At 65.8% G+C, this 22022-nt stretch carries 21 protein-coding genes; 13 read left to right on the forward strand and 8 right to left on the reverse strand.

Annotated features, from left to right (window positions below):
- Positions 1 to 53: 53 nt before the first annotated feature.
- The gene (gene mutY / locus HNS03_RS20505; RefSeq protein WP_367197916.1) at positions 54 to 1133 is read right to left on the reverse strand and encodes an A/G-specific adenine glycosylase; all 1080 of its coding nucleotides are present in this window, start codon (positions 1131 to 1133) and stop codon (positions 54 to 56) included.
- 185 nt (positions 1134 to 1318) lie between these two features.
- On the opposite strand from mutY, the gene HNS03_RS20510 reads away from it, so the two are divergent.
- The 8 genes from HNS03_RS20510 (at position 1319) to HNS03_RS20545 (ending at position 9060) form a co-directional block, all read left to right on the forward strand.
- Entirely contained in the window at positions 1319 to 1873 is a 555-nt protein-coding gene (locus tag HNS03_RS20510; protein WP_367197917.1) for a DUF721 domain-containing protein, read from the forward strand.
- Between the two features lie 159 nt (positions 1874 to 2032).
- Entirely contained in the window at positions 2033 to 2677 is a 645-nt protein-coding gene (locus tag HNS03_RS20515; RefSeq protein WP_367197918.1) for a DsbA family protein, read from the forward strand.
- A gap of 30 nt (positions 2678 to 2707) precedes the next feature.
- Positions 2708 to 6166: a chromosome segregation protein SMC gene (smc, locus tag HNS03_RS20520; protein ID WP_367197919.1), complete on the forward strand. Its 3459-nt coding sequence runs from the start codon at positions 2708 to 2710 to the stop codon at positions 6164 to 6166.
- 303 nt (positions 6167 to 6469) lie between these two features.
- Positions 6470 to 6853 carry an AtpZ/AtpI family protein gene (locus tag HNS03_RS20525; RefSeq protein WP_367197920.1) on the forward strand — a complete coding sequence of 128 codons (384 nt, stop codon included), beginning with the start codon at positions 6470 to 6472 and terminating at the stop codon, positions 6851 to 6853.
- A gap of 33 nt (positions 6854 to 6886) precedes the next feature.
- A complete protein-coding gene (locus HNS03_RS20530) occupies positions 6887 to 7648 on the forward strand; it encodes a F0F1 ATP synthase subunit A (protein ID WP_367197921.1) in 762 nt (253 codons plus the stop codon).
- 52 nt (positions 7649 to 7700) lie between these two features.
- Positions 7701 to 7928, forward strand: a complete 228-nt coding sequence (locus tag HNS03_RS20535; RefSeq protein WP_018700796.1) for a F0F1 ATP synthase subunit C — start codon at positions 7701 to 7703, stop codon at positions 7926 to 7928.
- A gap of 74 nt (positions 7929 to 8002) precedes the next feature.
- Complete coding sequence (locus tag HNS03_RS20540) at positions 8003 to 8569, forward strand: F0F1 ATP synthase subunit B (RefSeq protein ID WP_367197922.1); 567 nt, start codon at positions 8003 to 8005, stop codon at positions 8567 to 8569.
- Between the two features lie 5 nt (positions 8570 to 8574).
- Positions 8575 to 9060 (forward strand): F0F1 ATP synthase subunit B, encoded by a 486-nt coding sequence (locus HNS03_RS20545; protein WP_367197923.1) that lies wholly within the window; start codon positions 8575 to 8577, stop codon positions 9058 to 9060.
- An 83-nt stretch (positions 9061 to 9143) separates the two neighbouring features.
- Here HNS03_RS20545 and HNS03_RS20550 read toward each other — a convergent pair whose 3' ends face one another.
- The 3 genes from HNS03_RS20550 to HNS03_RS20560 form a co-directional block, all read right to left on the reverse strand.
- On the reverse strand, positions 9144 to 9764 hold the full coding sequence (locus HNS03_RS20550; protein ID WP_367197924.1) for an HD-GYP domain-containing protein: 621 nt from the start codon (positions 9762 to 9764) through the stop codon (positions 9144 to 9146).
- Positions 9765 to 10150: 386 nt separating this feature from the next.
- Positions 10151 to 11932: a hypothetical protein gene (locus HNS03_RS20555; protein WP_367197925.1), complete on the reverse strand. Its 1782-nt coding sequence runs from the start codon at positions 11930 to 11932 to the stop codon at positions 10151 to 10153.
- A 106-nt stretch (positions 11933 to 12038) separates the two neighbouring features.
- Positions 12039 to 12728 carry an EipA family protein gene (locus tag HNS03_RS20560; RefSeq protein ID WP_367197926.1) on the reverse strand — a complete coding sequence of 230 codons (690 nt, stop codon included), beginning with the start codon at positions 12726 to 12728 and terminating at the stop codon, positions 12039 to 12041.
- 121 nt (positions 12729 to 12849) lie between these two features.
- Here HNS03_RS20560 and HNS03_RS20565 point away from each other — a divergent pair, with 121 nt between their 5' ends.
- The gene (locus HNS03_RS20565; protein WP_367197927.1) at positions 12850 to 13485 is read left to right on the forward strand and encodes a histidine phosphotransferase family protein; all 636 of its coding nucleotides are present in this window, start codon (positions 12850 to 12852) and stop codon (positions 13483 to 13485) included.
- Between the two features lie 148 nt (positions 13486 to 13633).
- Here HNS03_RS20565 and ctrA read toward each other — a convergent pair whose 3' ends face one another.
- Positions 13634 to 14341 carry a response regulator transcription factor CtrA gene (gene ctrA / locus HNS03_RS20570; protein ID WP_367197928.1) on the reverse strand — a complete coding sequence of 236 codons (708 nt, stop codon included), beginning with the start codon at positions 14339 to 14341 and terminating at the stop codon, positions 13634 to 13636.
- A gap of 463 nt (positions 14342 to 14804) precedes the next feature.
- Between ctrA and HNS03_RS20575 the strand changes: the two genes are divergently transcribed.
- Positions 14805 to 15134, forward strand: coding sequence for a hypothetical protein (locus HNS03_RS20575; protein ID WP_367197929.1), 330 nt, complete (start codon positions 14805 to 14807; stop codon positions 15132 to 15134).
- 86 nt (positions 15135 to 15220) lie between these two features.
- On the opposite strand, the gene HNS03_RS20580 is transcribed toward HNS03_RS20575, so the two are convergent.
- Positions 15221 to 16117, reverse strand: a complete 897-nt coding sequence (locus HNS03_RS20580) for a LysR family transcriptional regulator (protein WP_367197930.1) — start codon at positions 16115 to 16117, stop codon at positions 15221 to 15223.
- Positions 16118 to 16227: 110 nt separating this feature from the next.
- On the opposite strand from HNS03_RS20580, the gene HNS03_RS20585 reads away from it, so the two are divergent.
- The gene (locus tag HNS03_RS20585) at positions 16228 to 16968 is read left to right on the forward strand and encodes an SDR family oxidoreductase (protein WP_367197931.1); all 741 of its coding nucleotides are present in this window, start codon (positions 16228 to 16230) and stop codon (positions 16966 to 16968) included.
- Positions 16969 to 17212: 244 nt separating this feature from the next.
- Complete coding sequence (locus HNS03_RS20590; RefSeq protein ID WP_367197932.1) at positions 17213 to 17692, forward strand: DUF3237 domain-containing protein; 480 nt, start codon at positions 17213 to 17215, stop codon at positions 17690 to 17692.
- 84 nt (positions 17693 to 17776) lie between these two features.
- Here HNS03_RS20590 and HNS03_RS20595 read toward each other — a convergent pair whose 3' ends face one another.
- The gene (locus HNS03_RS20595; protein WP_367197933.1) at positions 17777 to 19426 is read right to left on the reverse strand and encodes a BCCT family transporter; all 1650 of its coding nucleotides are present in this window, start codon (positions 19424 to 19426) and stop codon (positions 17777 to 17779) included.
- Between the two features lie 282 nt (positions 19427 to 19708).
- Positions 19709 to 20122 (reverse strand): universal stress protein, encoded by a 414-nt coding sequence (locus HNS03_RS20600; protein WP_367197934.1) that lies wholly within the window; start codon positions 20120 to 20122, stop codon positions 19709 to 19711.
- A gap of 491 nt (positions 20123 to 20613) precedes the next feature.
- Here HNS03_RS20600 and HNS03_RS20605 point away from each other — a divergent pair, with 491 nt between their 5' ends.
- Positions 20614 to 21843: a cation:proton antiporter gene (locus HNS03_RS20605; RefSeq protein ID WP_367197935.1), complete on the forward strand. Its 1230-nt coding sequence runs from the start codon at positions 20614 to 20616 to the stop codon at positions 21841 to 21843.
- Positions 21844 to 22022 lie beyond the last annotated feature (179 nt).

Genomic DNA, 22022 nt, shown 5'->3' on the forward strand with positions numbered 1-22022 from the left:
GGAGCGAGAGGCGACGCAAGTTACACTTCACAGGCTTCCCTCAAGCGTAACGCTCAACCGGTCTCCGTCGCCGCCGCGACGACCTTGCGCATGACCGTCGGCAGCGCCTCCCGGCCGAGTTTTGCCGGCGGTGACCACCAGGCCTCCGCCGGTGCGGCGATCTTCGACCCGACGCGGGCCCGGTAAACATCCAGCACCAGATGGAAATGGGTGAAAGTATGGGTAACCGGCGCGGGCAGCCGGACCCACTCGGCTCTGAGCGGCGGACCTTCGGCCTCCACCTCCCCTTTCGCCGAGGCCCAGCCCTCGTTCGGAACTTCCGCCATGCCGCCCAAAAGCCCCTTGTCCGGCCGACGGCGCAGCAGCACCGCGCCATCCGAGCGCACCGCGACATAGGCCTTGCCGGTGCGGGTGGGCTTTTCCTTTTTCGGCGCCTTGACCGGAAAGCGCTCCGGATCGCCTTCGGCATGCGCCTCGCACCCTTCAGAGATCGGGCAGAGCGCGCAGGTCGGGCGTTTGGGCGTGCAGATGGTGGCGCCGAGATCCATCATCGCCTGGGCAAAGCAGCCGGGACGCTTTTTCGGGGTGATCTCGGCGACGTATTCGCGCACCAGCGCCTTCGCCTTCGGCATCGCCGTTTCGATCCGGCGAAGCCGGCTTACCACCCGCTCGACATTGCCGTCGACCACCGGGGCGGGCTCGTCGAAGGCGATCGCGGCGATCGCCGCAGCGGTGTAGGGCCCGATTCCCGGCAATTCGGCGAGCCCGGCCGCCGTTTGCGGAAACCGGCCGCCATGATCCGCCGCGACGATTTCCGCACAGCGTTTCAGATTGCGCGCGCGGCTGTAGTAGCCGAGCCCCGCCCACTCCTGCATGACGGAATCGGTGTCGGCGGCGGCCAGATCCTCCACCTGCGGCCAGCGCGTCACGAAGCGGCCGAAATAGGGGCCGACAGCAGCGACCGTAGTCTGCTGCAGCATGATTTCCGACAGCCAGACGCGATAAGGGTCCGGGCGCTCGCCCTGCTTGCGCCGCTCCGGCCCGATCCGCCAGGGCAGGCGCCGTGCATGGCGGTCGTACCAGGCAAGCAGGGAATCGGCGGTCGTGGAACGGGAGCGGATCGCAGCGGTCATGGTTCGCGTGTCGCCCAAGGCCGGACCAAGATCAAGCGTTGCTGCCCGATGGCTGCCACGAAGTGGCGTTTAGGATAGATACGTGCGGGCGGCTCGCCGCAGCCGGGTTTCAAGCGGGATGGCGCGCGCCTGGACCCGGCATTCCGGCCGATCCTGCCCAGTATATCGCAACCGAGGACGGACCGATGGCGCCCGCCAATCGCCCCAACGATCGACGCACCGGCCCACGCCGCCGGCGGGCCGTGCCGCTTTCCGACCTGATCGGCGACGCGCTGACGCCGGCCGCCCGTAAGCGCGGCTTTGCGTCGGCGGCGATTCTCACCAACTGGGCCTCCATCGTCGACGAGCAGACCGCCAAGACCGCACTTCCCGAAAGATTGATCTGGCCGCGCCGGACCAAGGCCGACCCCGATGCGGCCGGCGGCGCGACCCTCGTGGTCGCCACCAACAGCGCCTCCGCCCTGATCCTGCAGCACACCGCGCCGCTGCTGATCGAGCGGCTCAACACCTTCTTCGGCTGGCGCGCGGTGGAGCGCATCAAGATCGTGCAACGCCCGATTCCCGTGCCGAAACCGGAGCGGCAAGCGCTTCGTCCGCTTTCGCGGGAAGAGGAAGACCAGCTTGCGACACGGCTTGCCGGGGTGGACGACGAACCGCTCAAGGCCGCGCTGGAGCGCCTGGGCCGCGCGGTGCTCTCCTCCCACGCCAACCCCGGCAAGAGCGAACCGGGCAAGCCGTGATCCGGTTGACGCCTCGCCGTTGTCCGCCGAGAAATGGCGCCGTTTTGAGCGCCGGGCAAAAAAGTGAGTACCGGTTTTCGCGAACGCCGGCGCTTCGCGTTCGAAGCATATGGGTTTCAAACGGCGTCCGTTCCGGGCGCGTGAACGAGGAGAACTGACGTGACGCTTACCCGAAGGACCGTCCTCGCCGTTGGCGCCGCGCTCGCGCTTGCGGCGTCCGCCCCAGCCGCCTTCGCCCAGGGCGCGGAGCAGACCGTCGACGTGAAGGAACTGATGGCCGAGGGCCCTCTGCCGGACATGGCGATGGGATCGGAAGACGCGCCGGTGACGATCGTCGAGTACGCCTCGCTCACCTGCCCCCACTGCGCCCACTTCCACGACGCCACCCTGCCTGAGTTGAAGGAGAAATATATCGACACGGGCAAGGTCTACTTCATCTTCCGCGACTTCCCGCTCGATCCGCTCGCCGCGGCCGGCGCCATGCTGTCGCGCTGCGCTCCGGACGATCAGTATTTCGAGATGACGGATCTCCTGTTCGACAAGCAGCGCCAGTGGGCCTACTCGAAGGACCCGGTGTCCGCGCTCCTGAATCTCGCGAAACAGGCCGGATTCACACAAGAAAGCTTCGAGGCGTGCTTGACGAATCAGGAGCTTCTCGACGGAGTGAACGAGGTGAAGGACAAGGCGGCGCGCGACTTTGGCGTGAACTCGACGCCGACCTTCTTCATCAACGGGCGCATGCTCAGGGGAGCGCGTGATATTGAGGAGTTTTCCAAGGTCATCGACGAGGAGAGCGGTAGCTAGTCGGTATCCTGCCGGGAAGGTGCCGCAGGCATGAAGTTCGCTCGGCTGCGTCTTTCCGGCTTCAAGTCCTTCGTCGACCCGGCCGATCTCCTGATCGAGCCGGGCATGACCGGGGTGGTCGGGCCGAACGGCTGCGGCAAGTCGAACCTGGTCGAGGCGCTGCGCTGGGTGATGGGCGAAAGCTCCTACAAGTCCATGCGCGCCTCCGGCATGGACGATGTGATCTTCGCCGGGTCCGGCAAGCGGCCGGCGCGCAACGTCGCCGAAGTCTCCATCCTGCTCGACAATTCCGACCGCACCGCGCCGGTCACCTTCAACAGCGATGATTCGCTGGAGATCAGTCGGCGGATCGAGCGGGATTCCGGCTCGGTCTACCGCGTGAACGGACGCGAGGTGCGCGCCCGCGACGTCCAGCTCCTGTTCGCCGACGCCTCCACCGGCTCGCGCTCGCCTTCCATGGTCCGCCAGGGCCAGATCGGCGAGCTGATCAACGCCAAGCCCACCTCGCGCCGGCAGATCCTGGAAGAGGCCGCCGGCATCTCCGGCCTTCACGCCCGCCGCCACGAGGCAGAGCTGCGCCTGCGCGCCGCGGAGCAGAATCTCGACCGGGTCGAGGACGTGGTCGGCGAGATCGGCTCCCAGCTTGAAAGCCTGAAACGCCAGGCGCGCCAGGCCACCCGCTATCGGTCGCTCTCCGCCGAGATCCGCAAGATCGAGGCGCTGGTGCTGCATCTGCGCTGGCGCGCCGCCACCGAAGCGACCCGCGCCGCCGCCGAGACCCTGGGCGAAGCCAAGGAAGCCGCCTCCGCCGCTTCCGATACCCAGACCACCGCGGCCCGCGACCAGGCGGTCGCCGCCGCCAAGGTGCCGGAGCTGCGCGACAAGGAAGCCGCCGCCGGCGCCACCTTGCAGCGCCTGAAACACGCCGCGACCGCGCTCGACGACGAGGAGCGGCGGATGCGCGAGCGACTCGCCGAACTGGAGCGGCGGATTTCCCAGATCGCCTCCGACATCGCCCGCGAAGCCACCGTGCTGTCCGACGCCGAAGAGGCGATGGCCCGGCTCGACGAAGAGGCCAAGACCCTGGCTGCGGCGGACGCGGGCGCGGAGGAACGGCGCGCCGAAGCCGAGTCCCGGCTTGCCGACGAACAGGCCGCTCTGACGCAGGCCGAAGCCGCCCAGACCCAGGCCACCCGCGCGGAAGCCGAGGCCAGCGCGGAGCGCCGGCGGCTGGAGCAGGACCGCACGCGGACCGAGCGCGACGTGGAACGCCTGACCGCCGAGCGCGACAAGGTGCGTACCGACCTGACCAAGATCCAGGCCGAGCTCGACAAGACCAGCGGCGTCGCGGAAGCCCGCGGCCATCTGGAGGCCGCCGAAGCCGCCGAGCAGGACGCCACGACGGCCGCCGAAACCGCGACAGCGGCCGCCGCCGAGGCGCGCGAGAGAGTGGATGCCGCGCTCGGCCCCGTCAGCGAGCGGGAAAAAGCGATCTCGGCGTTGGAAACCGAGGCGCGGACGCTGAAAGCGGTGCTGGCGACCGCCGGCGACGACCGCTTTCCCCCGGTGGTCGACGCGATTTCTGTGGATAGCGGGTACGAAGTCGCTCTCGGCGCCGCCCTTGGCGACGATCTCGATGCCGCTCTCGACACCGACGCCGCGATCTACTGGGCCGCGACGCCGGAAGACGCCGGGGACCCGGCACTGCCGGAGGGGGCCGAGGCCCTTTCCGCCCATGTCCGCGCCCCGACGGAGTTGCAGCGCCGGTTGCGCCAGATCGGCGTCGTGGACGCCGGCGACGGCGCCCGACTGCAGGCATCGCTGAAGTCCGGCCAGCGGCTAGTCTCCCGGCAGGGCGACTTCTGGCGTTGGGACGGACTCACCGCCCGCGCCGACGCCCCCACGGCGGCCGCCCAACGGCTTGCACAGAAAAACCGGCTGGATGCGCTCGCCGCCGAGATCGAGACGGCCAAGGCGGCCTTGGCGGAGGATCAGGCCGCTCTCACCCGCGCCCGGGACAGCGCGACGCAGGCCGCCAACGCCGAAAAGGCCGCCCGCGACAAGGTTCGCTCAGCCGCCGAAGCCACCCGCGCGGCCCGCAACCGGCTCGCCGCCGCCGAAAAGGAAGCCGCCCAGCTTGAAAATCGGCGCAGCGCGCTTGCGGAAGCCGCCAGCCGCGCCGAAGCCGCGCTGGCCTCCGCCGAAGAGGCCCGGGAGGCCGCCCGCACCGCCTTTGAGGCCGCGCCCGACCTGACCGCGCTGGCCGATTCTCGTCAGGTCGCCGACACCAAGGTCGCCGAGCTGCGCAAGGCCGTTTCGGAAGCCCGCTCCCGGCTTGACGGAGAACGCCGCGAAAACGAGCTCAGGAGCAACCGCAAGGCGGCGATCACCCGCGAACTGGCGAGCTGGCGCAACCGAATCGAGACGGCCGCCTCCCACCGCGGCGAGCTCGACACGCGGAAGGCGGAGGCCGAGGCGGAGCGCGCGAAGCTGCTCGACCAGCCGGAGGATCACGATCGTCGCCGGCGCGCGCTCGCAAATGAAATCGCCGCGGCGGAAACCGCCCTCGCCGAAGCCTCGGATGCGCGCAGCACGGCCGAAGCGACGCTGACGGAGGCCGACCGGGCTGCGAAGGCCGCGCTGGAGACCTTAAGCGGTGCCCGCGAAGCGCTCGTGCGCGCGGAGGAGCGCCTGACCGCCGCCCGCGACCGGGAAACCGCGCTTGCGGAAGAGATCGAAGAAACACTGGAATGTTCGCCGCAGGAGGCCGCGCGAATCGGCGGGCTGAACGCGGACGCGCCGGTTCCCGACATGGCCAGCGCGGAGACACGGCTCGACCGGCTGAAGGCCGAGCGCGAGCGTCTCGGTGGTGTCAACCTGCGTGCCGAGGAGGAATTGCGGGAGCTGGAAGAGCGCCGCGACACCTTGACGCGGGAACGCGACGACATCGTGACCGCGATCGCCCAATTCCGTCAGGCGATTTCCAGCCTCAACCGCGAGGCGCGAGAGCGGCTGATTGCCGCGTTCGATACCGTCAACAACCACTTCAAGACGCTGTTCACCCACCTGTTCGGCGGCGGCGAAGCGGAATTGACGCTGGTGGAGGCCGACGATCCGCTGGAAGCGGGTCTGGAGATCATCGCCCGGCCGCCCGGCAAGAAGCCGCAGGTTCTCAGCCTTCTGTCGGGCGGCGAACAGGCGTTGACGGCCATGGCGCTGATCTTCGCGGTGTTCCTCACCAATCCGGCTCCGATCTGCGTGCTGGACGAGGTCGACGCCCCGCTGGACGATGCCAACGTCGAACGCTTCTGCGACCTGGTGGCGGAGATGACGCGGCGCACCGAGACCCGCTTCCTGATCATCACCCACAATCCGATCACCATGGCGCGGATGCACCGCCTGTTCGGGGTCACCATGGCCGAAAAGGGTGTTTCCCAACTCGTCTCGGTCGATCTGGAGACCGCCGAACGTTTCCGCGAGGCGGTCTAGGGTCAGGACCCATAAATCCGGACGTTCCGAGCGGAAGCTCGCTAAAACAATAACTTAGAGGCGTTTCGTGTGTCCGTGAGGCGCCGAACGGCTCAAGGGTCGGCGAGCCAGCCAAGCCCCTTGGAACACTGAACATTCCAGGGCCGTCCACCGCAGCTTGACTCTGTCTTTGCGCGCTGCATAACGTTCGCCGCGACTTAAGGGGTTGGTGGTGGCCTTTTACCCGTGTCCGCCAACGGCTTTCGGGCATGCGTCGGGGGTCTCCGGTGTGTGCCGGCGGGCCGGGTACACTGTCGAGTGGATATGGCGGGCGAAGACGACCAGCACTCCAAAGCCTCCGACACGGGCGACCTGTCGGACCGGCTGCAACAGCTCAAGGGCAAGATCGCGGCTCAGCGAGCGTCCGAAGAGAAGCGCTCCGGACGGGGATCTGGGCCGTCAAGCACCTTTACGGGCCTCGGTCAGGCTTTGCGGCTGAGTTCGGAGTTTATCGGCGGCATCGCCGTCGGGGCCGGCCTCGGCTGGTTTCTTGACGAATGGCTCGGCACTTCGCCCTGGGGCCTCATAGTTTTTCTTTTACTCGGCTTCGCAGCCGGTGTTGTGAACGTGTTGCGATCGGCGGGGTTGATCCAAACCCCGGAACCCGGCAAAAGGCGGGTCAACGAAGACGGAGGCGACGGTCAATAGCGGCCGGCGCCGACAGCGAGGAGAACGGGGCAAGTGGCGGCAGAAGGCGCGCTCGATCCGATCCATCAGTTCGAGGTTCATCCCATCGTCGACGTTCAAGTCGGCGGGGTCGACCTCTCCTTCACCAACGTCTCTTTGTTCATGTTGGTCACGACCGGCATCGTTGCCGCCTTCCTGATCCTGTCGACCGGCGGGCGCGGCCTGGTGCCGACGCGGTGGCAGTCCATGGCGGAGATGAGCTACGAGTTTTCCGCCTCGATGCTCAGGAGTTCGGCGGGCGCGGAAGGCATGCGCTTCTTCCCGCTGGTGTTCTCCCTGTTCATGTTCATCCTGGTTGCCAACCTGATCGGGATGTTCCCCTATTTCTACACCGTCACCAGCCAGCTCATCGTCACCTTCGCCTTCTCCATGCTGGTGATTTTGACGGTGGTCGTGGCGGGTATCCGGCGCCACGGCTTCGGCTTCTTCAAGCTGTTCGTGCCCGAAGGCGTGCCGATGGCGATCCTGCCGCTGGTCAGCGCGATCGAGGTGATCTCGTTCATCTCTCGTCCGGTCAGCCTCTCGGTTCGTCTGTTCGCCAACATGCTTGCCGGCCACATCACGCTGAAGGTGTTCGCCGCCTTCGTCGCCGGGCTGGGCGCGCTTGGCGCGATCGGCATCGTCGGCGCGATCCTGCCGCTGATCATGACGGTAGCCATCACGGCCCTGGAGTTCCTGGTCGCCGCGCTGCAGGCCTATGTGTTCGCGGTTCTGACCTGTCTTTACCTGAACGACGCGCTGCATCCGTCGCACTGACGGTCCGCGCCCGACCAACCCGACTAAATTTCCACGTGAAGGAGCAAACCTCATGGAAGCTGAAGCTGCGAAGTTCATCGGTGCGGGTATCGCCTGCCTCGGTCTCGGTGGTGCCGGTATCGGTCTCGGCCACATCTTCGGCAACTATCTGGCGGGCGCGCTGCGCAATCCGTCGGCTGCCGATGGCCAGTTCGGTCGTCTGATCTTCGGCTTCGCCGTGACGGAAGCGCTGGGCATCTTCTCGCTTCTGATCGCGCTGCTGCTCCTGTTCGCCGTCTAATCTCAGACGGTTCGTCTACCTCGTTTGGTACGGCCGGCGTTCACTAGAACGCCGGCGGAAGAGGACGTAACGCGATGGCCAGCGAAGGCTTGGCGCGGCAGGCAGCCGAAGCCGCCCACACAGCACCCGTTGATGCGCCGATCGGTGCGGAGAGTGCGTTTCCGGCGTTCGACGCGGCAACGTTTCCGTCCCATCTGTTCTGGCTCGTCGTTTCCTTCGGATTGCTCTACTTCCTGATGATCCGGGTCATCGTGCCCCGGCTCGGCGGGATCCTGGAGGACCGGCGCGATCGCATCGCCGGCGATCTGGGCGAAGCGGAACGGCTGCGCGAAGAAACCGACGCGGCGATCGAGGCCTATGAGACCGAGCTTGCCGAAGCCCGGAAGAAGGCCCATTCGATCGCTTCCGATCGGCGCGAGCAGATCAAGGCGGATATCGAGGCCCGCCGCCGCAAGGCGGAGGCCGATCTGAACGAGAAGATCGGATCGGCGGAGACTCAGATCGCCGAGATCAAGCAGCAAGCGCTTGGCGAGGTCGAAGGCATCGCGACCGATGCCGCGGAGGCCGTGATCGACACCATCGGAGCGCTCAGCGTCGATCGGTCGGAAATCGCGACCGCCGTCAAGGCGGCGAAGGAGTAGCCGAGATGGGACCCGCTGACGCTTTTTGGGCGCTGATCAGCCTGATCATCTTTCTGGCGATCCTCGTCTATTACGGGGTGCCCGGCCTGATCGTCCGCTCGCTGGACGGTCGCGCCGACCGCATCCGCAAGGAGCTCGACGAGGCGCGCCGCCTGCGCGAAGAGGCCCAGGCGTTGCTGGCGGACTACCAGCGCAAGCGCCGCGAAGCCGAGGAAGAGGCCGAGCAGATCGTCGCCGACGCCAAGTCCGAAGCGGAACGCATGACCGAGGAGGCGAATGCCAAACTCGAGGACATGATCGCACGGCGGACCAAGGCGGCCGAAGACAAGATCTCCCAGGCCGAGAACCAGGCCGTGGCGGAAGTTCGCGCGCGCGCCGCCGATCTGGCGATCGCCGCTGCGGAGCGGATCCTCTCCGACAAGGTCAAGGGCCAGGTGGCCGACGACCTGGTCGCGCAGAGCATGGATTCGGTGCGCAATCGGCTGAATTAAAAATTGCAAGAAGGGGAAGCGGATCCGCTTCCCCTTTTTTGTGCCTTCGGGCCGTTCTGACCAGCCGCGAAACCGGAATGGTTTTACGTCAGCGTCGGCCCCGCATCCTTCTCACCGGCGCACGCCTGAAGCCGCTTCAGCACCGGGTCGATCAGATCGGCATCGAACAGCGTGCCTCGCCCCACCTCGAAGGCCAGACGCACGTCTTCAAGGCTCATCGGCTCCTTGTACGGACGCCGCGACAGCATCGCGTCGGCGATGTCCGCCAGCATCACCAGCCGCGCCTCTCGGCAGATGCGGTCCCCTACGAGGCCGTGGGGATAGCCGCTTCCGTCCAGCCGCTCGTGATGCTCCGCCACGACCCGAATCACCGTCTCCGGGAAGCCGAACGCCGCCACGAGCCGGACCCCGTGGTCGACGTGCGCGCGCATGGCGGTTTCTTCGATCTGCGTTAGCGGTCCCGGCTTGTAGGTCAGCCCCTGCGGAATGCGCATCTTGCCGATATCGTGGAGGAGCGCCCCATAGGTCGCCCAGCGCACCTGGTCCTCGGGCCAGCCGAGATCGGACGCGACAGCCTTGGCGATGGCGGCGACGCGGCGCAGATGATCGACCGTTTCCGGCTCGCGCTCGCCAAGGGCCGCCAAAAGCTCCTCGCTTTTGCGGGCTGCCACGGCAGGATCATCGCACGAGCTGGTCGCAGCCAATCGCCTCCTCCCTCCAGGGTTCCGCACACACCGATCGACGCCGCTTCCGCGCGCATCTCTCATCCTGACGAACCAAGGTCCGGCTGCAATCGCTCCGGAGGCGTCCGCTTGCGCGCAAGCGGCGCCTTGGCCGGCGAAACGACCCTAAGAAACCGGATCTCCACAGAGACAATCGGCGGCGCGTCCCGCCCCTCCCCTCAGCGCTTTTGCAGCGTTGTTTTTAAAAGAAGATCAGAAATATTCGAAACTGTCACGCAATCCGTCGCGCCGTCCATCGGTTCGACGCAGTCGTGACGCACCGAACAGGCAGCCGACTGCGCAATTCCAGCCGCTGCGTAGTCGTCGATCAGCGCGCGCGTACCGAATTCGCGAGCGTTTCTTGTCCGCTACGCCATGCGGCGACGGCTGAGCGCCTTGACGCGCGCAGCGAGACTTTGCGCATCGCGGTCGGGTGCGCCAATCGGATCGTTGCTCTCGCCCTTGAGCGGGGTGTCGTCGCCGTCGGCCAGCGCCTCACGGCGGATCTTGGCGGCCATTACCGCGATCTCGGAGGCCATATCCTGGAGCCGCTCCCGCAGCACCGCCGTCTCCAGACGATCCATGTCGCCATGGCCATCGGCATAGCGGGCAAGCGCGGCATTCTCCGCCCTCAGACGTTCCAGCTCATGACGCAGATCGTCGCTCACCGGCCCGTCCGCCTGTGAGGAGGCGACCGTCACCGCCGTGGCAACGGGAGCGGTCGCGACCGGAGCCGGGGTATCGGCGGTGGCCGCAGAGGCCGCCGCAGCGCGCGCCGCTTCGCCGGCCGTCTCCGCCTCCGCAACCGCCTTGCGGAGGCGCTCGATCTCGCTCTCCAAGCCCATCCGCCGGCTCTTTTCCTGAGCGAGCGCGTTGTTGGCGTCGGTGAGGCTGCGCCCCAGGCGGGCGATCTCTTCCCCGTCGGCGAGACGTTGCTCCGGCGCCTCGGCCGGTGCCGCCGACACGGCAGGTGCGGCGGGTGCGGCATGTTTGGCCTGCTCGGCCACGGCCTCGGCCTCCATCCGCCGGCTCTTTTCCTGCGCAAGGGCCGCGTTCGCATCGGCCAGGTTCGCGCGCAGCGCCGCCACCTCGTCGCCGCTGACGCGCGCAGACCTGAGGTCCGACAGCTCCTGCGACAAGAGATCGATGCGCGCCCGTGCGGACTCCGCCATCACCCGATCCTGGTCGCCGCGCGAAAGATGCTCGCGCAGACGGCGTTCGGCTTCCGCCCGGGCCTCGCCCGCCTCCTTGAGGCTTCCGGCCTGCTCGCTAAGACGGCGGGCGGCATCGGCACGCTCGGCTTCCGCCGTCTTGGCGCGATCCTCCGCGTCATGCAGCCGGTTCTCGGCGTCCGCCGCGGCCTTCTCACGCTCGGCGAGCTTGCGTTCCGCCTCGCCGCGTTGCGCTTTTTCCGCCGCCGCAGCCTCGTTTGCGCGGCTGAGGCTGGTGCGCAGGGCTTCGACTTCCTCGCCGCTAACCTGTGCGGCGCGCAGGTCGTCGAGCTGCTGGGTAAGGGCGGCAATCCGCGTGGCGGCGGTTCCGGCCTCCTCCTCGCGCCGTGCGAGCTGACCGCGCGCCTCCGTCAAGGCCGCCTGCACCTCGTTGAGCTGTGTGCGCAGCTCCTCCGCGGCCCGCTCGGCTTCCGCGATCCGATTCGCCTGGGCCGTGGCTTCGCGCTCGCGCTCGGACGCCCGGCTTTCCGCGGTCGACGCGCGGCTGCGCTCATCGGCCAGTTCCCGTTCCAGCCGCGCCTGCGCCGATTCCGCCTCCACCGCACGCTCCAGCGCCCGGTTCAAATCGAACTGCAGCTTGTTGTCGCGGGCGATCTCCAGCCGCGCCTTGGCGAGCTGCTCCTTGGTCTCTTCCAGGCGCTGCTCCATCGCCCGGAGTTCAACAGCATGTTCGGCACGGTAGACGTCGCGTTCGGCCCGCGCTTCCGCCTGCGCCAACGGCTTGGCGCGCTCGGCCTGCTGGCGCGCGCGCTTCGCCGCCCGTCGCCAGAACAGGGCGAACACCAACGCGAGGACAAACCCGGCGAGCGGGCCATAGGTCACAAGCAGCGACAGCCGATCGTCCACATCATCCTCCGAACCGCTCGCGGACGGCAACGCCCCGCGCACCGCCGACACTCGGTCGACGACCCGGACCACACATCCCGGTGCCCTCTCTTAACGCGAACAACAGGATCGGGCCACTTCACTGTTTTTCAGTGGTTGCAAGCTGAACGCCACCGGCACGCCAAGGTCAAATGGCCCCTCAAAACGGGTTCCAGGTGGGCTTCCGCGTGAACTTCAGATAGCCGAGATTGATCCCCAGCCGGGCGCCCACGCCGGAGCGAACCGGCAGAATATAGGTCGTGTCGGCGGCCAGCAGCGTCATTCCAAAGCCGCCGACCAGATAGGCGGAGCCATTGACGCCGACATAGCGCTGGAAAATCGCCTCGACCGACGGCAGATCATAGACCAGCGTCATCACCCGGGCGCCATCGCCACCGAAATCCCAACCAATCGACGGCCCCTGCCAATACACCTTGGTTTGACCGAGCCGGGTGTAGAGCGTGCCTTCGCCATAGCGCAGGCCACCCACCAGCGCACCGGACGCTTCCTCGCCCAGAATATAGGCGTTGGGCGCGCCATAGCTGGAGAACGCCTTCTCGATGATGGTGGCCAGCCCGCCGGACACTTCGCCGAAGAATTTATGGCCGGCCTGGGAGATCTCGTCGGGGCTATAGGTCTCGCCCCCCGGCTGGTAGGGGGTCGGCTCCGGCCCCGCGGCCGGCTCCAGGGACTGAGGAGCACCCGGCTGGGTCTGATAGGGAGCGGTCGACTGCGACGGCTGGAGAGATTGCTGCGCCTGGGCGGCGAGCGGGATCATCAGGGTAGCGACCAGGGCAAGAAGCGCCACGATCGGACGGACGGACGGGGAAGCAAACGACGGCGCGGTCATGTCTTCAGTCTCCGGCAAGCAGCATGGTTGGCAGGTCCAGCTTGCGCGTGTAACGCTCGCAGATCCGCGCGAATCGCTTCATCGTCCGCGACCTCCACCACACACAAGGGAATTCGATTTCGTGTCCAACGACGAGATCCTTGGCTCCGTCGACCTTGCGAGCCTTCTGGCGAGCCGGATTTGCCACGACGTGGTCGGTCCGGTTGGCGCGATCACCAACGGCCTGGAGCTTTTGGAGAGCGACGATTCGGAAGAAACGCGCGAGCTCGCCATGCAGCTCGTGGAGAAGAGCGCGCGCCAGGCCTCCGCGGCGCTGCAGCTCATGCGGCTGGCCTATGGCGCCGGCGGATCCGCCGGCTCGATGATCGACCTTGCCGACGCGACCAAGCTGCTCACCCATCATTTCGAGCATGAGCGCGCGGACCTGGAGATCGAGCTGCCGATCGCGGTCGCTCCGCGATCCGCGGTCAAGGTCCTTTTGAACCTCGCCCTGTTCGCGGTCCGCGCGATCCCGCGCGGCGGCCTCATCCGGGTTGCGGCGGAGATGGACGGCGAACGCATGAAAATCCGTGTGGATGCGGAAGGGATCAACGCCCGGATTCCCGACACCACGGGTCTTCTGACGGGCGAGACCGATGAAGGACCGATCGATCCGCACTCGATCCAGCCCTATCTGACCCGGCTCCTGCTGCGGGAGGCGGACATGAAGGCGACTGCGGCACTCGATGGCGAGCGCTTCACGCTGACGGCGGCCTGAGGGCCGTCGGAACGGCGATTTCACGACCCGGTCGCTCGGATCGAAAGATCTGGTGCATAGAACGCGTTCGAATACGCCGGACCAGGACGGCGGCACACCGCCGGCCGAGACGCGAAGCGACCGGATTGCCCCGGAAATACCTGATGCCTCAGGCCGTTTCCTTGGCCACTTCCTCGTCGACGTCGAGCTCCCGAAGGACATAGCCGCGACCCCATACGGTCTCGATGTAGTTCTTGCCCCCGGTCGCTGCGGACAACTTCTTACGCAGCTTGCAGATGAACACGTCGATGATCTTGAGCTCCGGCTCGTCCATGCCGCCATAGAGATGGTTCAGGAACATCTCCTTGGTCAGCGTGGTGCCTTTGCGCAGGGAGAGGAGTTCCAGCATCTGGTACTCCTTACCCGTCAGGTGCACGCGCTGGCCGCCGACCTCCACCGTCTTGGTGTCGAGATTGACCGCAAGCTCGCCGGTACGAATGACCGACTGGGCGTGTCCCTTGGAGCGACGCACAATCGCATTGATGCGCGCGACGAGTTCGTCCTTGTGGAACGGCTTCGTCATATAGTCGTCGGCTCCGAAGCCGAGACCACGCACCTTGTCCTCGATATTGCCGAGGCCCGACAGGATCAGGATTGGTGTCCCGACCTTCGAGACACGCAACGTGCGCAAGACCTCATAACCCGACACATCCGGCAGATTCAGATCGAGAAGGATGATGTCGTAGTCATAGAGCTTTCCGAGATCGATGCCCTCCTCACCGAGATCGGTGATGTAGACATTGAACTTCTCGGAATTCAGCATCAGCTCGATGCTCTGCGCCGTGGCGCGGTCGTCCTCGATTAGCAAAACGCGCATGCCAATCCCCTCGTGCCACCCGCCCGCACATCTGTGAATTTCGTCGCAGTCCGGGCTTTCGGTGCCAACGTGGTCCGTTCCCCGATTCGAGAGACTGACCCATATTGGTTAACAAATGCCGAAACCGGCCTGAAGGCCTGTACCGACGCTAATTCACGGTTCATTTTAACCCATTGCCAGACAGGCATTTTTCCCGCCAGTCGATTGGGCCCGCCAGCGCCCGCGCAAGCGAGAATGGCAAACCGTTTTCTAAAATGTGTCCGGCCGCCTGCCCGCGTGGGCGTACGACCGACCCAGCCCGCATGGTGAACAAGAGCCGTAAACGAAGCGTTACCAGCTAAGATTCGCTTCATACCCATTTCCGAAAACCTAACGGCGAGCCCGGAATCACGGCATTTTCCGCCAACTCTTTGGAAACGATCTCTCGCTAGGGTCGGCTTCCGGTATGGGGAGTAAGGGCGTCATGAAGCCGCGAGAAAGCTCAGTCAGAAACAAGGAGTTCGAAGTCCGGGAGCTGGAACGCCAGCTCGCGCAATCGGACGCGATGATCGCCGATTTCCGTCGGATCGCCGACGATCTCGACAGCCAGATTGCGGCTGAAGAGAAGCGCACCGGCGTCTTCGAACCCACGCATTTCGCCTATTCCACGGCCGCGCGGGCGGCCCGGCAACGGCGCGACAAGCTGATGTCGTCGATTGCGGATCTGGAAGAACGCCGCGCCATCGCGGCGGAGAAGCTGGATCAGGCGCGCGAGGTCTATCACTCCATGGTGCATGCCATCGACGCGGCCTAGTTTCGATCGCTTGAGCATGTCCGGATTTTCGGGACGGCACGCCGGTTCGCACGTCGCCTTCAAACGCCTCCGAGGACGCGCGGTCGTCAGGACAGATCCGCCTCGGCGAACACGTCGCTGATCCAATCGAGGAAGACCCGCAGACGCGGGGCGGTCTGTCGGTTCTGGGAGTAGAGCACGCTCAGGGGCGTAGGCGCGGGGCGGATCGCAGCCAGTACCTCGACCAGCCGTCCCTCGGCCAGGTCGGCGGCAAACCGATAGCGCGGGGCTTGCATGAGGCCATATCCCGCCCGGGCCAAGGCCACCACCGTATCGGAGTTGTTGCAGGTCACCCGGCTCGGTAGCCGGATCTCGCAGACCTTTTCCTCCACCCGGAATTCAAGCGGCATCACGCTGCCGGTTCGCGACGAGACGAAGCCGACCATGAGATGGCCTGCAAGGTCATCGGGCGTATCGGGCACACCATACCGATCAAGATAGGCCGGGCTCGCCACCGTGATTTCCTGAATCGACGTCAGCCGTCTCGCGATGCCGGTGTCGCCGTCGAGTTCTCCGGCCCGGATGACGCAATCCACCCCCTCGCGCACAAGATCCACCAACCGGTCGCCCTGCCCGATATGGAGATCGATCTGGGGATAGCGCGCCAGAAAGTCCGGCAGGCGCGGCAGAATGAAGGTCTGGGTCAAGAGCGGGTGCGCATCGATGCGCAAGAGGCCGCGCGGTTCGGACTGGCGCAACGCCCCTTCCGCCTCTTCCAGGTCCGCCAGGATGGTCACGCAGCGGCGATAGAAGTCCGCGCCATCGAGCGTCGGCGCGACGTGGCGGGTGGTGCGCTCCAGAAGTCGGGCGCCGAGCTCGTCCTCCAAACGCCGGATTGCCTCCGTGGCGGTCGAGCGCGGCACGCCGAGATCGGCCGCGGCAGCCGTGAAGCTCGCCCGTTCCACAATTCGCACCAAAAGCCGCATCCGGTCGAAACGATCCATGGGGGATTGTTCGCCCGAACCGAATGATGATGACAAGCGGAAGATGATTATACGCCGGCCGCAGGTTCCTAAATTCCCGGCAGCAAATCCCTACCGGGAAGGAGCCAATGATGACTGAGACCAAACCCCGCACCGCGATCGTAACCGGCGCCTCGAAAGGCATCGGGGCGGCCATTGCCACGCGGCTGGCCGCCGACGGCTTGAACGTCGTCGTCAACTACGCGAGCGACCGCACCGGCGCCGAGGAGATCGCGGACGCCATCGCCGTCGCCAACGGCCACGCCATCGTGGCGCAAGCCGATGTCGGTGCCCCGGAAGGCGTTCCGACCCTCTTCGAGGCCGCCGAAGCCGCATTTGGGAGCGTCGACGTGCTGATCAACAATGCCGGCATGATGAAGCTCGCCCCGCTTGCCGACGTCGATGACGACACCTTCGATCAGCATCTGGCGGTCAATATCGGCGGCGTGTTTCGCGGCTTGCGCGAAGCGAGCCGGCGGCTCGCCGACGGTGGTCGCATTGTCAGCTTTTCGTCCAGCGTCGTCGGCGCCTATCCGCCCACCTATGGCGTCTATGCGGCGACGAAAGCCGCGGTCGAGGCCATGACCCATGTCCTCTCCAAGGAGGTCGCCAAGCGCGGCATCACCGTCAACGCCATCGCACCGGGTCCCGTCGAGACCAAGCTTTTCATGCAGGACAAGACCGAAGAGGAAATCGCCACGGCCACCGGGCGGATCCCGTTCGGCCGTCTCGGCCAACCCGACGAAATCGCCGGCGCCGTCTCCTGGCTGGTCGGAGCCGACGGTGGCTGGGTCAACGGCCAGGTCATCCGCGTGAACGGCGGCATGATCTGATCGGCCACGGTCTCCGCCGCTCCTTCACCCATACGCGAGCGGCGGAGGCATGTCGGTCGCGCGGACGTATCTCTTCCGCCCGGTGCTGCTGCTCGAGCACGTCCAGACTGCATCGACCTGAACGAAACGGACTTGCTCAAGCTCTTGAATCCGGGCCCGTTTCTAGTCGCTCAGGTGGTTCCTCCTGAACGGAAAAGGTTCTAGCGTTCGCGACCCTCGTTCAATTCCTGCCGCGGACCGTGCAATGACCGACAGCGAAATCAGCCTGCCCGCCCCGCTCCTTCGCCATCTGTGCGATTTCGACGTAACCCTGTCGCCGCCGCACGAGCTGGGCGACGGCGCCAAAGGTAAGCATCGCATCATTCCGATTGTCGGGGGCGTGGTGCGCGGCGAGCGGCTCAATGGCCGGATCCTGCCGATCGGGGCGGACTGGCAGACGGTTCGCGGCGACGGCGTCGCCGAACTCGACGCCCGCTATGCCTTCGAAACCGACGAGGGCGCGATCGTGGAAGTACAGAATTTCGGGCTGCGCCATGGCCCTGCCGAGGTGCTGGCGGCGATCGCCCGTGGAGAGCCGGTGGACCCGGCGTGCTACTACATGCGCACCCATGCCCGTTTCGTGACCGCCGATCCGCGCACGGCGTGGCTCAACCGCGTGTTGGCGATCGGATCCGGCGCGCGGTTGAACTCCGCCGTTCGGCTGTCGCTCTACGAGATGCTGTAGGACACGGGTCCGGACGGCCCGAACGACTTGATCGAGGGCAAGCTGGCGGAGAGCGGGAGATGTCCCCCACTCTCCGAGTTTGCTTTACTTCGCGGTTCGCGGCTCGCTGAGCAAGCCTTTGACCAGCGCGACGGAGGCCAACAGGAGCACCAGGGCGAACGGCAACCCGGTGGAGACGGCCGCCGCCTGCAACGCGGTGAGTCCGCCACCCAGAAGCAGCACGATCGCCACCACGCCCTCGAACGTCGCCCAGAACACGCGCTGGGGCACCGGCGCGTCCACCTTGCCGCCGGCGGTGATAGTGTCGATCACCAGCGAGCCGGAATCGGAGGAGGTCACGAAGAACACGATCACCAGCACGATCGCGATGAAGGAGGTGATCACGGCCAGCGGCAGCTCGTCGAGCATGACGAACAGCTTCAGCTCCAGATCGGCATCGGCGATAGCCTGATGACCCTCGTTCAGCATGGTGATGGCGGTGCCGCCGAAAGCGGTCATCCACAGAACCGACACCAGCGAGGGGATCAGAAGTACGCAGAAGATGAACTCGCGCACCGTCCGGCCGCGGCTGACGCGGGCGATGAACATGCCCACGAACGGCGACCAGGAGATCCACCAGGCCCAGTAGAACGAAGTCCAGCCTTGGCTGAAGTTGGTATCCGCCCGGCCGAACGGGTTGGAAAGCGCGGGCAGATATTCCAGGTAGGCGACCAGGTTGCCGAAGAAGCCGGTGGCGATCACCAGCGTCGGACCGACCAGGATCACGAAGCCCAGAAGCAGGGCCGCGAGCACCATGTTGATTTCCGACAGGCGCTTCACGCCGGCATCGAGGCCCGCCACCACCGACAATAGCGCAACGCCCGTGATCGCGCAGATCAGGATCACCATGGAGATGTCGTTCTGCGGAATGCCGAACAGGAAGTCCAAGCCGGCGTTGGCCTGCTGGGCGCCGATCCCGAGCGAGGTCGCAAGCCCGAACAGCGTCGCAAACACTGCTAGCGTGTCGATGATGTGCCCGGTCCAGCCCCAAACCCGCTCGCCGAAGATCGGGTAGAACATCGACCGCACGGAGAGCGGCAGGCCCTTGTTGAAGGCGAAAATCGCCAGCGACAGGCCGACGACGGCGTAGATCGCCCAGGGGTGGAGACCCCAGTGGAAGATGGTCGCCGCCATGCCGAGCCGGCGCGCCTCCATCTCCATGCCCGCAGCGCCGGCAAGCGGCGCCCAACTGTCCGGCGAGCCCGCATCGGCCGCGAGCGAGGAGGTGTAGTGCGTGATCGGTTCCGACACGCCGAAGAACATCAGGCCGATGCCCATGCCGGCGGCAAACAGCATCGCGAACCAGCCGGAATAGGAATAGTCCGGGGTCGCCTCCGTTCCGCCGATCCGCACCTTGCCCAGAGGCGAAATCATCAGCACCAGCGCCAGGATCACGAACACGTCGCCGGCAAACAGGAACAGGACGTCGAAGGTCGAGGTCAGCGTCGGCTGCAGCCAGCCGAACATCGTGCTCGCCTGCTCCGGCGCCGACACGGCGAAGATGACGAAGGCGATGATCGTCAAACCCGAAATCATGAAGACCGGGTTGTGAATGTCGAAATAGACCGGGCCGATCTGCGGTTGGATGTTGTCCTGACCGACCGTGTAGTCGGTGTCGATCAGATCGGCCTCGCCGTCGGGCGTGACGATGGCGGCTTCGTCATTCGCCTCATCTGAGTCCAATTGGTCGTTCACGGCACTGTCCTCGCGTGATTGTTCTTTTGGGCAGATGGTCGCGGCGCCGGCAGGCGCTTGAGTGTCCGGCTTGCGAGAAGCCCGGACGGACGCCCGGTTTCAGAGTCCCCGGCGTCGTTTTGCTTCAAAAATCCAAGCGGGACGCTGGTCCGCTTGTCCTGAAGTTTGGTTGTTCCTTCGCAAATCAGGGCGGAAAACCGGCTCCCACTTTTCCTGGATTTCGTTTTTCCTTCGCAAATCCGGACGGAAAACCGGCTCCCACTTTTCCTGGATTTGCTATTGCTATCGTATCACCATCACGGACATCGTCGCGTGGGAGGCCACCGCGCCGCCGTGGGAGGCGAACAGGTGCTCCGGCAGTCCGGGGACATGGGACGCGATAACGATCAGGTCCGCCTCCGCTTCCCGCGCCGCCTGCAGCAGCGTCTTGTCCAGGTCGACCGCCGGATCGTGGGCGGCGTAGGCCACCGCCTCGGCGGTGACCTCGTTGGTCTCCGCAAGATCGGCCGCCACCGCCTGCAGCTTCTGCGCATATTCGGAGGGATTGTGCGCAATCGCGGTCGGCGTTTCCGCGGTCACGCCCACCAGGCAGATCGTGCTGCCGTAGAGACGGGCAAGATCCACCCCCACATGCAGCGCCTTTTCCAGCCGTTCGACGTGCTCGAGATCGATCGGCAGCATGATCTTCTTAAACATGTGTCGTCCCGTTTTTGGCCTCACGTCCGCCACAGCGCCCCAACACCGCCGGCGGCCGCCCCCAAAGCCGACCGCCACCGCAGGGCCGTCGCAATAAGCACGACAAACGCAAGCAGCAGTCGGAGCGTCGCCCCGACGCATTGTCGCCTCAAACTGTCAGCGCGGGCTGTGAAAGTCAAACATCGCCCCGGCAAGATCAGACAATCGATCCCATGCCCCCACGTGTAGAACAACGCATCCCACCAGCCTTTGAATAGAAATCATTCATCTCCCGATCAGCTTTCACTTTATCGAAAACTCAACCTGAAACCGAATTCAGAAGCACTCGCAAATCTAGAACAAAAAGAGGACAGGTGGCTGAAATCCGGTGGAAAGCCTGAAATGTCGGAACGATCGTAGATATCAACGGTTCACAAACATCGAGACGGGCGCCCGGTCGAGCAGGGTGCAGGACCCCATCCGCCGGACCGGCCCACCGAGGTGGCAAGCCGATGGACTTCAATGCAGCGCTCGCGGTCTCCGCGGGCACGGTGTTCGTTCTGGGCATCGTCGCCGGCTATGTGAAAAGCCGGCTGTGGGTGTCGGAAACCACGATTTGTCTCGCCCTGGGCATCCTGATCGGACCGTCGGCCTGGCGGTTGATCGATCTCGCCGACCTTCCGGTCGATCGCTTCACCCTGCTCAAGGAGGTGGCGCGCGTTACGCTGGCCATCGCGGTCATGGGCGCCGCCCTGCGGCTTCCGACCCGCTACGAACTCAACCGGCTGCGCGACCTGGTCGTTGCGCTGGCGATCGGCCTGCCGCTGATGTGGATCACGAGCGCCCTCCTCGCCTATCTCATCCTTGGAGCACCTCTTCTGACAGCGCTCCTGATCGGCGCCGCCCTCGCTCCCACCGATCCGGTGGTCGCCGGGTCGATCACCGGCGGCCAACTCGCCGAAGCCCGGTTGCCGGATCGGCTGCGCCACCTGCTCACGGCGGAAAGCGGCGCCAACGACGGCTTGGCGCTTCTGTTCGTGATGCTTGCGATCCTGCTTCTCACCAAAGCACCGCCGGAAGCGCTTTCGGAGTGGATCGTTCGCGTCTTTCTCTGGGAGATCTGCGGTGCCATTGCGATCGGCCTGGCCGCGGGCTGGCTGGCCGGGAGGCTTCTTTCCTGGGCCTATAAGCAACCCTTCACCGAAAACCCGTCCACCATCACCGTCGGCCTCGCCCTTTCGCTAACCGTGCTGGCCGGTGTCCGATTGATCGGAAGCGACGGCATTCTGGCGGTGTTCGCCGCCGGCTTGATGCTCAATCGCGTCGTCACCGAGCGCCAGACCCGGCATGAGCACATGCAGGAGGCCATCAGCCGCTTTTTCGATCTGCCGGTCTTCATCCTGATCGGTCTGATGCTGCCATGGAGCGCCTGGGGAAACCTGGGTTGGCCTGGCGTCGTCTTTGCGGCCGCCATTCTCCTGCTCAGGCGACTGCCCTGGTGGCTCGCGCTCTGTCCCCTCACGCGCGAGATGAAGACCGTTCGTGATGCGGCCTTTCTCGGCTGGTTCGGGCCGATCGGAGTGGCGACGACCTATTACGCGGTTCTGTCCCAAGAGGAGGCCGGGATCGATCTGTGGCCGATCCTGAGCCTGGTGGTGTTCGCCTCCGTCGTCGTTCACGGCCTTTCGGCGACACCCCTCACCCAGGCAATGCGGCCTGAGACCGAAAACCGGTCAGCGTGACCCCGGCGGGTCAAATTCTTGTGACAGCGCAGGCAGGTGTTACCTTTCCGCCAGCCCTCGGTCGGATTCGTCACCTTCCGCTAACCCTCCTCCCGCCCGTTGCTTGAACCCGGCACCGCGTTCGTGGAAAAAAGCAGGCGGCGGAGACGTAGGCGACAGCGAGCGAATGGCCGGTCAAA

The organism is Amorphus sp. 3PC139-8 (assembly GCF_040750475.1).
Lineage (GTDB): Bacteria > Pseudomonadota > Alphaproteobacteria > Rhizobiales > Amorphaceae > Amorphus.

Bases quoted from the DNA above. Each gene is read 5' to 3' on its own strand.
- HNS03_RS20600 (WP_367197934.1), bottom strand. From the start codon at position 20,122: ATGTTTAAGAAGATCATGCTGCCGATCGATCTCGAGCACGTCGAACGG.
- HNS03_RS20545 (WP_367197923.1), top strand. From the start codon at position 8,575: ATGGGACCCGCTGACGCTTTTTGGGCGCTGATCAGCCTGATCATCTTT.
- HNS03_RS20605 (WP_367197935.1), top strand. From the start codon at position 20,614: ATGGACTTCAATGCAGCGCTCGCGGTCTCCGCGGGCACGGTGTTCGTT.
- HNS03_RS20525 (WP_367197920.1), top strand. From the start codon at position 6,470: ATGGCGGGCGAAGACGACCAGCACTCCAAAGCCTCCGACACGGGCGAC.
- HNS03_RS20575 (WP_367197929.1), top strand. From the start codon at position 14,805: ATGAAGCCGCGAGAAAGCTCAGTCAGAAACAAGGAGTTCGAAGTCCGG.
- HNS03_RS20540 (WP_367197922.1), top strand. From the start codon at position 8,003: ATGGCCAGCGAAGGCTTGGCGCGGCAGGCAGCCGAAGCCGCCCACACA.
- HNS03_RS20585 (WP_367197931.1), top strand. From the start codon at position 16,228: ATGACTGAGACCAAACCCCGCACCGCGATCGTAACCGGCGCCTCGAAA.
- mutY (WP_367197916.1), bottom strand. From the start codon at position 1,133: ATGACCGCTGCGATCCGCTCCCGTTCCACGACCGCCGATTCCCTGCTT.
- smc (WP_367197919.1), top strand. From the start codon at position 2,708: ATGAAGTTCGCTCGGCTGCGTCTTTCCGGCTTCAAGTCCTTCGTCGAC.
- HNS03_RS20590 (WP_367197932.1), top strand. From the start codon at position 17,213: ATGACCGACAGCGAAATCAGCCTGCCCGCCCCGCTCCTTCGCCATCTG.
- ctrA (WP_367197928.1), bottom strand. From the start codon at position 14,341: ATGCGCGTTTTGCTAATCGAGGACGACCGCGCCACGGCGCAGAGCATC.
- HNS03_RS20510 (WP_367197917.1), top strand. From the start codon at position 1,319: ATGGCGCCCGCCAATCGCCCCAACGATCGACGCACCGGCCCACGCCGC.
- HNS03_RS20580 (WP_367197930.1), bottom strand. From the start codon at position 16,117: ATGGATCGTTTCGACCGGATGCGGCTTTTGGTGCGAATTGTGGAACGG.
- HNS03_RS20535 (WP_018700796.1), top strand. From the start codon at position 7,701: ATGGAAGCTGAAGCTGCGAAGTTCATCGGTGCGGGTATCGCCTGCCTC.
- HNS03_RS20560 (WP_367197926.1), bottom strand. From the start codon at position 12,728: ATGACCGCGCCGTCGTTTGCTTCCCCGTCCGTCCGTCCGATCGTGGCG.